The 14,552-nt window shown below is 33.0% G+C and carries 13 protein-coding genes; 9 read left to right on the top strand and 4 right to left on the bottom strand.

Going from position 1 to position 14,552, the window contains the following annotated elements:
* The 5 genes from AAEO58_RS07895 to AAEO58_RS07915 all read left to right on the top strand — a co-directional run.
* A partial coding sequence (locus tag AAEO58_RS07895) for a glycosyltransferase (RefSeq protein WP_341682929.1) occupies positions 1-1,099 on the top strand: 1,099 nt, incomplete at its 5' end.
* 273 nt (positions 1,100-1,372) lie between these two features.
* On the top strand, positions 1,373-2,467 hold the full coding sequence (locus AAEO58_RS07900) for a glycosyltransferase family 4 protein (RefSeq protein ID WP_341682930.1): 1,095 nt from the start codon (positions 1,373-1,375) through the stop codon (positions 2,465-2,467).
* Positions 2,457-3,809, top strand: a complete 1,353-nt coding sequence (locus AAEO58_RS07905) for an O-antigen ligase family protein (RefSeq protein WP_341682931.1) — start codon at positions 2,457-2,459, stop codon at positions 3,807-3,809. Before AAEO58_RS07900 ends, AAEO58_RS07905 begins: the two co-directional genes overlap by 11 nt.
* A complete protein-coding gene (locus tag AAEO58_RS07910) occupies positions 3,775-4,782 on the top strand; it encodes a glycosyltransferase family 4 protein (protein WP_341682932.1) in 1,008 nt (335 codons plus the stop codon). Before AAEO58_RS07905 ends, AAEO58_RS07910 begins: the two co-directional genes overlap by 35 nt.
* A gap of 1,472 nt (positions 4,783-6,254) precedes the next feature.
* Complete coding sequence (locus AAEO58_RS07915; protein ID WP_341682933.1) at positions 6,255-7,637, top strand: sugar transferase; 1,383 nt, start codon at positions 6,255-6,257, stop codon at positions 7,635-7,637.
* 129 nt (positions 7,638-7,766) lie between these two features.
* Here AAEO58_RS07915 and AAEO58_RS07920 read toward each other — a convergent pair whose 3' ends face one another.
* Positions 7,767-8,888: a lipoprotein N-acyltransferase Lnb domain-containing protein gene (locus AAEO58_RS07920; protein WP_341682934.1), complete on the bottom strand. Its 1,122-nt coding sequence runs from the start codon at positions 8,886-8,888 to the stop codon at positions 7,767-7,769.
* A 299-nt stretch (positions 8,889-9,187) separates the two neighbouring features.
* Positions 9,188-10,261, bottom strand: a complete 1,074-nt coding sequence (locus tag AAEO58_RS07925) for a putative type IX sorting system protein PorV2 (protein WP_481129025.1) — start codon at positions 10,259-10,261, stop codon at positions 9,188-9,190.
* Between the two features lie 131 nt (positions 10,262-10,392).
* Between AAEO58_RS07925 and AAEO58_RS07930 the strand changes: the two genes are divergently transcribed.
* The 4 genes from AAEO58_RS07930 (at position 10,393) to AAEO58_RS07945 (ending at position 12,826) form a co-directional block, all read left to right on the top strand.
* Positions 10,393-10,995, top strand: a complete 603-nt coding sequence (locus tag AAEO58_RS07930) for an ATPase (protein WP_341682936.1) — start codon at positions 10,393-10,395, stop codon at positions 10,993-10,995.
* A 63-nt stretch (positions 10,996-11,058) separates the two neighbouring features.
* Entirely contained in the window at positions 11,059-11,211 is a 153-nt protein-coding gene (locus AAEO58_RS07935; protein ID WP_341682937.1) for a hypothetical protein, read from the top strand.
* Between the two features lie 20 nt (positions 11,212-11,231).
* The gene (locus AAEO58_RS07940) at positions 11,232-11,975 is read left to right on the top strand and encodes a CDP-alcohol phosphatidyltransferase family protein (protein ID WP_341682938.1); all 744 of its coding nucleotides are present in this window, start codon (positions 11,232-11,234) and stop codon (positions 11,973-11,975) included.
* A complete protein-coding gene (locus tag AAEO58_RS07945; protein WP_341682939.1) occupies positions 11,975-12,826 on the top strand; it encodes a glycoside hydrolase family 25 protein in 852 nt (283 codons plus the stop codon). The genes AAEO58_RS07940 and AAEO58_RS07945 overlap by 1 nt, the downstream gene beginning before the upstream one ends.
* A gap of 490 nt (positions 12,827-13,316) precedes the next feature.
* Here the strand turns inward: AAEO58_RS07945 and lptB are convergent, their stop codons facing one another.
* Together lptB and AAEO58_RS07955 are read right to left on the bottom strand one after the other, a co-directional pair.
* The gene (gene lptB / locus AAEO58_RS07950) at positions 13,317-14,114 is read right to left on the bottom strand and encodes an LPS export ABC transporter ATP-binding protein (protein WP_341682940.1); all 798 of its coding nucleotides are present in this window, start codon (positions 14,112-14,114) and stop codon (positions 13,317-13,319) included.
* 86 nt (positions 14,115-14,200) lie between these two features.
* Positions 14,201-14,551 carry a carboxymuconolactone decarboxylase family protein gene (locus AAEO58_RS07955; protein WP_341682941.1) on the bottom strand — a complete coding sequence of 117 codons (351 nt, stop codon included), beginning with the start codon at positions 14,549-14,551 and terminating at the stop codon, positions 14,201-14,203.
* Position 14,552 lies beyond the last annotated feature (1 nt).

Here is a 14,552-nt window from a genome sequence, read left to right on the forward strand (position 1 = left end):
AGCAGAGTCTGGAACTAATGAAGACAATTTCGACTTCGCTCAGTCTGACAAAGAAGATAACACCTCATTGTCACTTCGAGCAGAGTCGAGAACTAATGAAAACAACTCAGATTTTTCTCAGTCCGACAAAGAAGAAAACAACTCATTGTCACTTCGAGCGGAGTCGAGAACTAATGAAAATAACTCAGATTTTTCTCAGTCTGACAAAGAAGATAACACCTCATTGTCACTTCGAGCGGAGTCGAGAACTAATGAAAATAACTCAGATTTTTCTCAGTTTGACAAAGAAGATAACACCTCATTGTCACTTCGAGCAGAGTCTGGAACTAATGAAGACAATTTCGACTTCGCTCAGTCTGACAAAGAAGATAACACCTCATTGTCACTTCGAGCAGAGTCGAGAACTAATGAAAACAACTCAGATTTTTCTCAGTCTGACAAAGAAGATAACACCTCATTGTCACTTCGAGCAGATTCTGGTACTAATGAAAACAACTTCGGCTTCGCTCAGTCTGACAAAAAGGATAACAACTCATTGTCACTTCGAGCGGAGTCGAGAACTAATGAAAACCAATTCAAGTTTCTGTTTATAGGGACACTTTCTAAGGGAAAGCAACCTTTATATGTTATTCAACTTGTGGAAGAATTGTATAAAAGAGGCAAAAATGTAATTCTTGAACTTTATGGTGAAGGTTCTTTAAGAAAGGAATTAGAGCTTTATATAACTCAAAATAACTTAGAATCCATAATCTCTTTGAAGGGGAATCATTCCAGAGAAACCGTTCTAAAAGCCTATCAATCGAGTCATTTTTTAATTTTACCATCCAAAAGTGAAGGTTGGCCAAAAGTAGTAGCAGAGGCCATGTTTTGGGGTTGTGTGCCAATAGCTTCTCCAGTTTCTTGTGTTTCCTATATGATGGGAAATGGAAGTAGAGGTGTTATTTTACAGGAAGAATTAAATCAAGATGTAGACCAAATAGAAGCGGTTATAAGTAAACAAGAAGTATATCAAAAAATGGCATCAGAAGGACAAACTTGGTCCAGACAATTCACAACAGATAAGTTTGAAGCAGAGATTAAGAAGTTGTTAAGAGGATGATTTGGAGACGAGTAGACGAGTAGATTTTCTCTTCCTAATTTTTTTTAAAATCTTAGTGGGCTTAGTGTGAAACTTTGTGTCCTTTGTGGTTAAATAATCTATGTTTGCTATGTTAAGTGAAACGTCCTAAGCCTCGTGCTAAAATCAGTGAAAAACTAATCTATTGTATCCATGTGTTTAAAAACAGAACTTACCTTGATTTTGTCTTTGAACTTGTCTTTGTTTGTTTGATTTTTTCTATTTTTACATCCTTAACTAAATAAGTAATTATCCTTGGCTTTTTCAAAAGAAATACGGATCCTACAATTAATTGATAGCCTTGAAGCAGGAGGTGCTGAACGTATGGCGGTAAGTTATGCTAATGCATTGAATCGTAATATTGGGTTTGGGGCTTTAGTAGCCACACGAACAGAAGGAGCTTTGAAAAATCAGTTAGATAAAAATGTAGTGTATGGCTATTTGAATCGGAAATCTACATTTGATTTTAAAGCATTATTTTTACTTAGACGTTTTGTAGTTCAAAATAATATTACTCATATACATGCTCATAGCAGTTCTGTTTTTTTTGGGGTTCTTCTAAAAATGGTTCAACCGAAATTACAGCTTATCTGGCATGATCATTATGGGAATAGTGAGATGCTAACACAACGCCCTACTATTGCATTGCAAATAGCGAGTTTGTTCGTTTCACAGATAATTGCAGTAAATAACAAATTAAAAAATTGGTCACAAGAAAAGCTGTGGTGTGAGAAAGTGACTTATTTGCCTAATTTTACTGGAGTTTCCTCTGGTGGAATTGTTGATGCTACCCTTCTGAAAGGAGAAGAAGGAAAACGAATCATATGCTTAGCTAATTTACGTCCGCAAAAAAATCATAAAATGCTATTAGAAGTAGCAAAAAAAATTAATGAAACAAACCCCACATGGACGTTTCATCTAATTGGAAAAGATTTTAACGATGCCTATTCACAAGGGATCAAGGACGATATTAAAGCGTTTGGATTAACCAATTGCGTTTTTATCTATGGTTCAAAACAAGATATATCAGAAATTTTGGAACAGTCGAGCATAGGTATTTTAACATCTTTATCAGAAGGATTGCCTATTGCAATATTAGAATATGGGTTTCATAAATTACCTATAGTAGCAACAAGTGTAGGAGAAATTCCATTAGTGGTTGATAATGAGAAAGAAGGGCTATTAGTAAAGAGCGATAATGTAAGTGAATTTGTTATTGCATTAAAGAAAATAATAGGGAGTGAAATTTTACAAAATAATTTTGCTAATAGTTTACACCAGAAAATCGTAGAGAATTACAGTGAAGAGGCGGTCATTCAACAGTATTTAAAATGCATTAATGAAAAATAATAAACCTACATATCTCTTGATTTTAGTAATACATGTATTGCTAGCATTTGCAATTTACACCATTCCTTTTATTTCTAAAATTTATGGTTTGTTAATACCTTTTTTTGGAACAATATTAATAATAAACACAAAAAACAGAAATAATGAAGCGCTTTTGGTAGCGGCTTACGTAATCAGTTCAGAAGTTTTGTTGCGCATGACTGAAGGAAATATTGCTCATGAAATCGCCAAGTATGAAGTCATTTATTTTCTAATTTTAGGAATGTTGTATTCTGGAACTTCTAAGAACTCTTTAATATATACACTGTTTATTTTATTGTTAATTCCAGGAATTTACATAGGCGCAAATGTACTTGGGCATGATGTAAATGTGAGGAAGGCAATATTGTTCAATATTTTAGGGGAAGTTACTTTGTTTGTGAGTGCTATTTATTGCTATCAAAGAAGAGTAAATATGCTTCAATTGGAATATATAATTAAAGCTCTAGCATTACCCTTGGTTTCTATTTTAACTTATTTGTTTTTGTATACTCCGTCTATCAAAGATGTTGTAACTGGAACTCAATCAAATTTTGAAACTTCGGGGGGGTTTGGACCTAATCAAGTATCTACTATTTTAGGTTTAGGGATGTTTTGTTTTTTTAGCTTATTAGTTTTATTTTCTAAAACTAGAAAGCTACAACTAATTCATGCGGCTTTATTGATTGTAGTCTCTTTTCGAGCGATTGTCACTTTTTCTAGAGGGGGAGTTTTTACTGGTCTAGCAATGATTGCCGTTTTTATTTTTGTAATGTATTGGTTCGCTAATGCTAAAACAAAAAGTTTTATTCTAGTTTTGTTGTTTAGCTCTGTTCTAGCAGGAGGTATGGTTTGGACATATACTGTTACGCAAACTGGAGGAATGATTGAAAATCGCTATGCAAACAAAGATGGAAGAGGAAGAGTAAAAGAAGACAAACTTGGGGGTAGAGAACAAATCGCTGAAACAGAATTGAAGATGTTTATGGAAAATCCAATTTGGGGAATTGGGGTTGGTAAAAATAAAGAATATAGAGAAGAGATGACCGGTATAGTAGCCGCTTCTCATAATGAAATAACAAGGTTATTAGCGGAACATGGTGCTTTTGGTATAGGAGCTTTAATTATTTTATTATTTACGCCTTTAGTTTTATATTTCAATAACCGAGAACATTTATTTTTATTGTCATTTTTCTTATTCTGGCTACTCACCATCAACCATGCCGCCATGCGTTTGGCTGCACCTGCCTTTATCTATGCCTTAACCCTTTTAAAAGTCCAATTTGTAGATGAAACTGCTGTATCTCGGGAATCGGTTAAGTAAGCATGGTTTTAATAAAACTACAATAGAAACTTTAGGTCTTCATCTAGAGCAAGAAGGCTTTGGCGTTTATTATGCCTCCAATAAAAAGTCTTTTCTATTTCGTATGTTGGATATGATGTGGTCTGTTGTTTTGTATCGCAAACAAGTATCTTATATTTTAATCGATACCTATAGTACTAAAGCGTTTTGGTATGCCTTTTTTTGTAGTCAGTTAGCACGATTATTAAATATAAAATACATTCCCATTTTACATGGTGGTGATTTACCAAATCGGCTTAAAAACAATCCCAAGTCATGCCGAATGGTTTTTGGTAATGCGTATCAAAACGTTGCGCCTTCCGGTTATTTAAAACAGGCGTTTGAAAGTGCTGAATTTACAAATGTAATTCACATTCCCAATTCGATTGAAATAGATAAATACGAGTTCAAAACAAGAGCTGAGTTAACACCAAAATTACTTTGGGTACGCGCTTTTGCATCTATTTATAATCCCGAAATGGCAGTTAAAGTGTTACAACAATTGCAAGAAAAATATCCTTCAGCAACTTTAACTATGGTTGGACCCGACAAAGATGGAAGTTTACAAACCACAAAAGCATTTGCTGAATCTGTTGAGGTTGCAGTAAATTTTACAGGACAATTAGCAAAAGAAGATTGGTGGCAATTAGCCTCAGAACATGATATTTTTATCAATACTACTCATTTTGATAATACACCAATTAGCGTAATGGAAGCGATGGCTTTAGGTTTGCCAGTAGTGAGTACTAATGTAGGTGGTATTCCTTATTTATTGGCCGATAAAGAAAATGCTTTGTTGGTTTCGGATAATGATGTTTCTAAGATGACTGATGCGATTTGTAGTCTGCTGGAAGATCAACAAAAAGCTAGTGATTTAACCTTGAACGCTCGTCATTTTATCGAACAGATGGATTGGAATGTGGTAAAGGAGGAGTGGAAACGGGTTTTGAGTTGAGAGGGAGATGAAGTGGTGATAGGGAGACGAGGTGACGAGGCGACTGGGCGACTGTGAGATCGGGTGATGAAATGAGTCAATTTTTTGGAGCACAGATGTTAACGGATTTGTGTATGAAACACATAGCCACAATAGTAATCCTTTGTCTGTATTTTAGGCGTTACACTTAACATAGCTCACATTAGATTTATGATTCTTATATCCTATTTTTATTTCTTTTATGGACTTTTAAACGTTATCTTTTTTAACTTTAAAAAACTTATATGCCTTATATAGTTTGAAATTTAGTTTCAAGTTTTTTATAATGAGAAACACCGAGTTTTTTTGAAGTGGATGGTGTTGAGAGAGCTGCACAGAAGAAGCTTTGCACTTTTGCGAGTTTCTTGTTTCGAGTTTTTGAATGTTGAATGGGGAATAACGAATGTTGAATGTTGAAATTTTTACACAGAGCTACACCGAGGTTTTTTTTGGAAGTGGATATTTTTGAGAGAGTTGCACAGAGGAAGCGTTGCGCTTTTGCGAGTTTCTTGTTTCGAGTTTTTGAATTTTGAATGGGGAATAACGAATGTTGAATGTTGAAATTTTTACACAGAGCTACACCGAGGTTTTTTTTGGAAGTGGATGGTGTTGAGAGAGCTGCATAGAAGAAGCGTTGCACTTTTGCGAGTTTATTGTTTCTAGTTTTTGAATTTTGAATGGGGAATAACGAATGTTGAATGTTGAAATTTTTACACAGAGCTACACCGAGGTTTTTTTGAAGTGGATGGTGTTGAGAGAGCTGCACAGAGGAGGCCGTTGCACTTTTGCGAGTTTCTTGTTTCGAGTTTTTGAATTTTGAATGGGGAATAACGAATGTTGAATGTTGAAATTTTTACACAGAGCTACACCGAGGTTTTTTTTGGAAGTGGATGGTTTTGAGATAGTTGCACAGAGGAAGCGTTGCACTTTTGCGAGTTTCTTGTTTCTAGTTTTTGAATTTTGAATGGGGAATAACGAATGTTGAATGTTGAAATTTTTACACAGAGCTACACCGAGGTTTTTTTGAAGTGGATGGTGTTGAGAGAGCTGCACAGAGGAGGCGTTGCACTTTTGCGAGTTTATTGTTTCTAGTTTTTGAATTTTGAATGGGGAATAACGAATGTTGAATGTTGAAATTTTTACACAGAGCTACACCGAGGTTTTTTTGGAAGTGGATGGTGTTGAGAGAGTTACACAGAGGCGCTGCGCTTGTTTGATTGAAATGTAGATGTAGTACTATTTCTTAGAAGGAATTGTCTACATGAGGGGACTTTATGGGTGAAGTGGTTGTCTTGAATTTTGAAAATTTTAATTATAGGTTTTTATTTTTTTGGAACACAGATTTTAGTAATTTAAGAAATCTTTAAAAAGCCATATTACTATTTCAATAAATTTTCATTGATGATTTCATGGTTTCCTTTAAATTACTTACTTTGCATTAGAATTATAAAAAAATGAGTGCCTCCCAAAAAATACATTTTGAAATTTCCGAACGCAAAATCTTATTGCGTGTTATGGATGTTGTATTTACTGTGCTTACATTGGCATTAATTGGACATTATACTCAATTCGATTATTTCAGAGTTTCGCAAACAAGTTTTTATTGGACTATTGTACTAGCACTTTATATTGTTTTCTTTGGAACCATATTTGAAATGTACAATTTGCAAACCGCAAGTAATCGTTTTCAAATTTCTAAAAGTATCATATTAACTACTTCGGTTACAGTATTATTTTATTTATTAACCCCTTTTTATACGCCTGTATTGCCTTCTAATCGTTTGCAAATTATCCTGTTTTTCTTTTCAATTTTAATTTCATTGTCGGTTTGGCGCTACTTTTATATAGTTTTCTTAGCTTCGAATCGTTTTATGAAAAAGGTGTTATTCGTTGGAAACAGTAAAGATGTAGATAGTTTGGTTACTGAATTAGCCAAGTTTAATCCGCATTATAAAGTGGTTGGTTATATTGCAATTGATGAAAATCCTAATGGGGCTAACGTGACACGTGTTTCTGCAGAAGAATTAGATGATTTTGTGTACCAAAATTACGTTTCCGAAATCGTGGTTGCTAATGTTAAAAACAAACTTGCATCGGTTGAATTGTATAATAAATTATTACGATTATTAGAGAAAGGAATAGTTATCAGAAAATACAATCAGGTATACGAGAACAGTACTTATCGTTTGCCTATTCAATTTGAAGATAGAGAATTGTACAAGTTTTTCCCATTTAGTAGAAGCAATCAAAACAAGTTGTATATGTATTATACTCGTTTTTTTGATCTTGTTTTTGCTGTTGTTGGATTGTTAGGATTCTTTTTGATTGCGCCTCTTTTATGGATTATTAATCTTTTTGTAAACAAAGGAAGTTTCTTTTATACACAAGAGCGTGTAGGTAAAAACGGAATTCCATTTACCATTTACAAGATGCGAACTATGGTGCAAAATGCCGAACAAAACGGTGCTGTTTTTGCTACAACAAATGATAGTCGAATTACTCCTTTCGGGAAATTTCTACGCAAAACAAGATTAGATGAATTGCCACAATTTATTAATGTGTTAAAAGGCGAAATGGCTATTATCGGTCCAAGACCAGAGCGACCATTTTTTGTGGATCAAATAGCTGCTTCTATTCCGTTATATCAAACGCGACATGTAATTAAACCGGGTCTTACTGGTTGGGCACAAGTGAATTATCCTTACGGTTCTAACCTAGAAGATAGTTTGATGAAACTCCGATACGATTTGTACTACATCAAACACAGAAGTTTGTTTTTAGATGTTAATATCGTCGTGAAAACGTTGAGTACGGTGTTGTTTTTTAGAGGACAGTAATTAGTGTTCAGTATTCAGTTATCAGTGTTCAGTGTTCAGTTGTCTGTTGTTGGAGTTTGAGAGTATGTAAAGAAAAAATTAATTGATAAAAATCTGTGTATTTCAGCGTTTCGCAACAGCGAATCAGTTTTATCCGCGTGCTTTGCTTGATTTCTTAATCTGTAAAACAATTTTCCCAATCCAATAAAAATGTAAGACAATAAAAGGCCAAACAATTCCTAAATGAATTTTTGTAGTCATATAAGCTAAATACACCAATAACATTGCCAAAATTATTTTTCCTAAAAGCAGTATTTTATCTTTAATTCCTTTTTTAATGTACCAAGCAAATACCAATAAAAGAGGATTGAATAATAAAATGTTATAATTCCATAGTATCTCTTCATGTAAAGAGTATAATCCTACCAAAGAGAAGAAAAGACCTAATAATCCAGCAAATATAAAGTAGCTAATTTTTATCCATTTCTTATTTAAAAGTGCTAAAATTAAAAGCACTGTAATTAAAGAATAAATCGAGTTTAACCAATTAAATGGCACTTCTGGTTTAGTAACTTGAAGGATTTTTGAATCACTCTTTTCAATTTTATTTCCATTTAGTTTAGTGGCTGAAATAGCCTCTTTGAATTCATAAGGTAAAAATAGGCGAGTGGCTGGTTCATCAACTTTTGCTCCAAAAATCAATTGAATTCCCAATTTCATGTAAAAGTCGCTCATGTACGGATATAAAATTTCGCGATACGACATCTTTGAACTATCCGATTTTATGTATTCCTTTCCTAAAATTCCATTGATTTTGTCCACTACCATCGTTGTACAATTTCTATCAATGAATTTATAGGTGTAATAACGTTCATCACTATAAACGGAATTATTTAATTGTTGGAACAGCGTATTAATTTGTGCTGGAGTTAGTGCTAATTCTTGTTCAATGATTTCACGATTTTCCGCTTGATAATTGTAATAGAAATCGATAAAACTACCATTGGTAACAAAATATTGTAAATCGCCTTTTATAAATCTGCCAATGAAATTAGGCGTACTAAAGTCAAAAGCTCCGTAATTGTAAACTACATCAATAGCATGAATACTATCTTGAATTCGAATACCAGTGTGACCATACATAGCATACGATTCTGGTCCTAAACCACAAGTTAAAATACTAACTTTTGCTTTTTCAGAAAGAGAGATGTTTTGGGAATAAGCGATTGTACTTAGTAGAGTGAAAATTGTGAAAAGTAGTTTTTTTGTCATGCTGTATTTTGTTTCAAGTTTCAGGTTTCAAGTTTTTGGCACGCGGATGATATAGGTTCTCCTAGGCGCATTGAAGTTTACTGTTTTTTAAACACATAGGCACATTAGAAATACTTTGTCTTTATTATTAGGCGTTTCACTTGACATAGCTCACATTAGATGTGCGATTTGTTTGTTATGCTATTCAATTTCTTTTTTATGTACTTTTTCAACGCTATTCAATTCTATTTTTAAAAACTTTTATGACTTATATGTTTAGTTTCAGCATTCACCATCCATCTTCCATCATCAAACACCCATCATCTAAACAATTCCCAGTCTACTTTTATGGAAAAAATGTTGGAATATAAAGCCGCACTTTGGTCACCTAAATCAGTTAAAGCATAGTCAACTTGAATGCCTTTGTATTTGAATCCTAATCCAATATTCGGTTGAAAACTTAATTTGCTTGAATCATCAATTTGAGTGATTTGCTGAAAATTTCCAACACCAGCTCTCAAATAAACTAAATCGATATAACCAAATTCCAAACCAAGTGCAGGATCAATACTTATAGTGTTGGTTGAAATAATATCATTAGTTCGAGTAAATTGCATGTTTAAATTGGTTGCAGCTAAAAGGCTATAATCATAACGAATAATCCATTTTTTTGACATTCCTAATTGCGCTTTTGGCAGCGTAATCTCACTAGTTTCAGGTAATTCTTGATTTTCACCTGGAATGGCATTTGCAATTTCTTGAAACTTCTCTTCGTCTATGGTCCAAGTATTATAAGTAGTAGTAATGTCACGAATCATTAAACCAAATTTCCAATCTTCGTCATCACTGATATACTGAATTCCTAAATCCAATCCAAATCCCCAAGAATTAGCAAAATCACCAATAACTCTTCGGATTACTTTTGCATTTACTCCGTAATTTAATCCTTCAATAGGTAAACTTCTAGCATAAGAAACAGTTAAGCCATAATCGGCAGTAGAAAAAAGAGAAATTCTGTTGTAGTCGATGTTTCCTTCACTATCAATTAATTGTGTAGTGTTTAAAATATCATCAACTCCAAAACGAATTAACGAAATTCCAACTGCACTTCGATCGTCAATTGGCATTGCAAAACCTGCATAATCGTATTGGGCAATATTGGCAAAATAATTAGCATGCATCAATGAAAACTGTTTGTCTTCTAATTTCAATAATCCAGCAGGATTCCAATAGCCAGAATTTACATCGCCAGTATGAGACACAACAGCATTAGACATTCCTAAAGCAGCAGCGTCAACTCCAATATTCATAAACTCATTTGAATATTTTCGTACGGTTTGCCCATAGGTTGTCCCACAAAAACAAATTAAAAGTAGTAAAATGGTCTTTTTCAATGCCAATTTTTTTACAAAGATGAAATAAATTTCTCAAATAGTAAACTCTAAAAGTATTAACTTATTGTATTACATTTGCTGTAAATTAGGGAAGGGTAGTTTTTATTCCTGAAAATGGTATATTTGTTGTAATGAAAAATAAAAATCTTTACATAATTGCAGGGTGCAATGGAGCAGGTAAGACTACAGCTTCCTTTACAATTTTACCTGAAATATTAGATTGTAAAGAATTTGTAAATGCAGATGAAATTGCTAAAGGATTATCACCATTTCAACCTGAAAAAGTTGCATTGGAGTCTGGAAGAATAATGATTAATCGTATTAATGATTTATTGAAGGAGGATTTAAGTTTTGCATTTGAAACTACTTTAGCCACCAAAAGTTATAAAAGTAAAATTCTATCAGCTAAAAATGAAGGTTTTACGGTAACCTTATTATTTTTTTGGTTGCAAACTATTGAGCTTGCTAAAGAAAGGGTAGCAACAAGAGTTTTGGAGGGAGGGCATAATATTCCATCAGATATTATTGAAAGACGATATCTAAATGGTATTAAAAATTTGTTTTCTATATATATTCCTATTGTTGATGAGTTAATGATTTTTGATAATTCTCAAATGAAATCAGAATTAATAGCATCAAAGTCAGAAGATTCATTACTTGAAATTCGTAATGTTCAGAAATTTAATTATTTAAAAAGTTATTATGAAATCGCCATTAACAACAAGTTTTCCTAAGCAAACACCTATGATTAAAAAGGCGATACTATATGTTACCGCTAAAAAATAAAATTTAAACATATGAAAAAAAATAAAAAAATATCGAAACAACAAGTTAAGATTCTGGAAGGAATGGATTTAGTATATGAGAAATTGATTGCATTTAAAAAGCGCATGAATAGTGATATAGTGGTTATCCAAGATAAAAAAGTAGTACATATTAAACCTGAATAAAAAAACTTTACATTTCTGATATGAATATCAAAAAACACATTCCCAATCTAATCACTTTGCTAAATTTAGCAGCAGGATTGTTAGCCATCATCGCTATTTTTAAAGGCTATTATGATGAAGCGTTTATTTTTGTTTGTCTGGGTATTTTCTTTGATTTTTGGGACGGATTTTTAGCTAGAAAATTCAATGTTGCTGGACCTCTAGGCGTACAATTAGATTCTTTGGCAGATATGGTGACTTGTGGCGTAGTGCCAGGATTAATGATGTTTGTATTGTTTCAAAATATTCAAGAAGATTCTACTTCGGTTTATTATTTAACGGAAGAGTATTTTTATATGGGATTTGTACCTTATTTAGGCTTCTTAATTACGTTAGCTTCTTGTTATCGTTTGGCAAATTTTAATATCGATACACGCCAAACAGATTCTTTTATTGGATTGCCAACGCCTGCAAACGCTTTGGTAATTATGAGTATTCCGATGATTCAATATGCTAATGATTTTGAAGGATTGACTACAGTGTTGTATAATCCTTTTGTATTGTTATTCATCACAATTTTGAGTTCGTATATCTTAAATGCTGAAATTCCGTTGTTTTCATTGAAAATTAAAGAATTTACTTGGGCGAAATATAAAATGCAAATTTTGTTTTTAATTGGTTCGTTATTGTCCTTTTTTATTTTAGGATTTGTGGCTATTCCATTGATTATCATTAGTTATGTGCTGGTTTCTGTAATCAGTAATAAAATGATGGCTAAGGTGTAATGGCGTCCAAAAGTTACAGACGAAAACCTATTGCAAAACGAAAATCCAATGCTAAAAGTAAATGGATTTTCTACTTATTTTCTTTTGTTTTATTGCTATTTGTTGCAATTGGAATTTATAAATTTCGAGATGGCTTCTTGTATTATTTAGGTTTTAAAACCGATAAGAATGTTGAAACCTTATCCAAAGAAGAGCGAAAATTAGCCGATATCCGAATTTACGAAGTATTACACAAACACGATGACAAAGCCATAGGTTTTGATGTGTCGGAATACCAAAGTGAAATCGATTGGGAAAAAACCTATCATATTGATGAATCATTTGAATTGTCTTTTGTTTTTATTCGCGCTACCGCTGGAAAAAATAAAACAGATAAAAGATTCAAAGAGAATTGGAAAGCTTCAAAAGAACGAGAACTTATTAGAGGCGCTTACCATTATTATCGTCCTAATGAAAATTCGATTGCTCAAGCTGAAAATTTCATCAAAAATGTAAAACTAGAAAAAGGCGATTTGCCACCTGTTTTGGATATCGAAAAATTACCAAAATCACAATCAATAGATAGTTTAAAAGTAGGATTACGTCGTTGGTTGAAAAAGGTAGAAAAGCATTATAAAGTCAAGCCAATTATTTATTCAGGTGAAAGTTATTATACCGATTTTTTAAAAGAAGAATTTTCAGATTATCCGCTTTGGATTGCTAATTACAATTTTTGGCGCAACCATTTAGAAGACGATTGGCTATTTTGGCAATTCACTGAAAAAGCTCAAATTCAAGGTATAGAAGGAATGGTGGATGTGAATATTTTTAATGGTAATAAAAATAAGCTGTTGTTAAAGTGTATTCGATGATTTTTAACCACTAAGGTCACAAAGAATGCACAATGCACACTATTTATTTAAACACATAGTCGCAATAGTTTTACTTTGTGTTTATTAAGTCAGAAGGGTCGGACGTTACACTTTGCATAGTTCATATTTGACTATACGTATAGTTTGTCAAGCTGTTAAGCATCTTTTGAACGAATGATATTCTTTTTAGCACACGGATGAAACTGATTTGCTTGAGCAAAACGCTGATGGTGGCGGATTTTTAAACACATAGGGACATGCTTTTTTACACCGAGATGCACCGAGTTTTTTTTGATATTGTTTGCGTTGAAAGAGACACACAGAGACCGAGGTTTCTGGCGTTACACTTTGCATAGTTCACATTATGCTTTACTTATAGTTTGTCATGCTGCCAAGCATCTCTAGAACGACAAAGAATACTATTAATAAAAAAAGAAATCTTAGTGGAACTTCGTGCTAAACATCGTGAAACTTTGTGCTATAAAAAAAACTACTCTTTATTCAAATTTAAGTCTCCTTTACCATGAACGATAGTGGTTTTCGGAGCATCAAAATCAATTTTTGTTTTACGTAATTCGAAATTTTGTCCAAGGTAAACACGTCTTACCATTTCGTCTGCTACTAATTCTTCTGGTTTTCCGGCTTTTAGAATTCCTCCTTCAAACATTAAGTAGGTTTTGTCTGTAATCGCCAAAGTTTCTTGTACGTTATGGTCAGTAATTAGAATTCCGATGTTCTTGTTTTTTAATTGGGCAACAATTCGTTGAATATCTTCTACCGCCACTGGGTCAACTCCAGCAAAAGGTTCATCTAAAAGAATGAATTTTGGATCAGTTGCTAAAGCACGAGCAATTTCTGTACGACGACGTTCTCCACCAGAAAGTAAATCACCTCTATTGGTACGAATATGTTCTAATGCAAATTCTGCAATTAATTCTTCCATTTTAGCTTCTTGTTCCGCTTTTGAAAGTGTGGTTAATTGCAATACACTCAAAATGTTATCTTCGATACTTAATTTTCTAAAAACAGAAGCTTCTTGTGCCAAATAACCAATGCCGTTTTGTGCACGTTTGTACATTGGGAAGTTGGTAATATCCATATCGTCAAGATAGATATTCCCACTATTTGGTTTTACTAAACCTACAATCATGTAGAACGAAGTGGTTTTTCCGGCACCATTTGGACCTAATAAACCTACGATTTCCCCTTGATTTACTTCAACGGAAATTCCTTTTACAACACTTCTTTTTTTATAGGTTTTAACTAAATTTTCTGCTCTTAATTTCATTCTAAGGTTTACATGTTTAGAAGTTTGATTGTTTAATCGATTTACAAATAAACGAATAAACAATTTAACAATTTATCTTTTAACAATTATTTAGTTTGCTCCTCTAAAGCTTCCCAAAATTCGTAAGCCCTTCTTAAGTGAGGAATTACAATGGTTCCACCTACTAAAGTGGCAATCCCCATGCTTTCCATCATTTCTTCTTTAGTAACGCCGTTTTTGTAAGCAGTTTCTAAATGGTATTTGATGCAATCATCGCAACGTAAAACCGCTGACGCTACTAAGCCTAAAAGTTCTTTAGTTTTTACATCTAAAGCACCTTCCATGTAAGCATTAGTGTCTACATTAAATATTCTTTTGATAACTTTATTGTTATCTGCTAATAATTTTTCGTTCATTTTCGAACGATAATCGTTGAATTCTTTTACTAAATCTGTCATT

This window comes from Flavobacterium helocola, from assembly GCF_038289885.1.
In the GTDB taxonomy this organism is placed as follows: Bacteria; Bacteroidota; Bacteroidia; order Flavobacteriales; family Flavobacteriaceae; genus Flavobacterium; species Flavobacterium cheniae.

What these genes read in the sequence shown, in the direction of transcription:
- AAEO58_RS07905 (WP_341682931.1), top strand. Translation starts at nt 2,457, where the DNA reads ATGAAAAATAATAAACCTACATATCTCTTGATTTTAGTAATACATGTA.
- AAEO58_RS07910 (WP_341682932.1), top strand. Translation starts at nt 3,775, where the DNA reads ATGAAACTGCTGTATCTCGGGAATCGGTTAAGTAAGCATGGTTTTAAT.
- AAEO58_RS07915 (WP_341682933.1), top strand. Translation starts at nt 6,255, where the DNA reads ATGAGTGCCTCCCAAAAAATACATTTTGAAATTTCCGAACGCAAAATC.
- AAEO58_RS07920 (WP_341682934.1), bottom strand. Translation starts at nt 8,888, where the DNA reads ATGACAAAAAAACTACTTTTCACAATTTTCACTCTACTAAGTACAATC.
- AAEO58_RS07930 (WP_341682936.1), top strand. Translation starts at nt 10,393, where the DNA reads ATGAAAAATAAAAATCTTTACATAATTGCAGGGTGCAATGGAGCAGGT.
- AAEO58_RS07935 (WP_341682937.1), top strand. Translation starts at nt 11,059, where the DNA reads ATGAAAAAAAATAAAAAAATATCGAAACAACAAGTTAAGATTCTGGAA.
- AAEO58_RS07940 (WP_341682938.1), top strand. Translation starts at nt 11,232, where the DNA reads ATGAATATCAAAAAACACATTCCCAATCTAATCACTTTGCTAAATTTA.
- AAEO58_RS07945 (WP_341682939.1), top strand. Translation starts at nt 11,975, where the DNA reads ATGGCGTCCAAAAGTTACAGACGAAAACCTATTGCAAAACGAAAATCC.
- lptB (WP_341682940.1), bottom strand. Translation starts at nt 14,114, where the DNA reads ATGAAATTAAGAGCAGAAAATTTAGTTAAAACCTATAAAAAAAGAAGT.
- AAEO58_RS07955 (WP_341682941.1), bottom strand. Translation starts at nt 14,551, where the DNA reads ATGACAGATTTAGTAAAAGAATTCAACGATTATCGTTCGAAAATGAAC.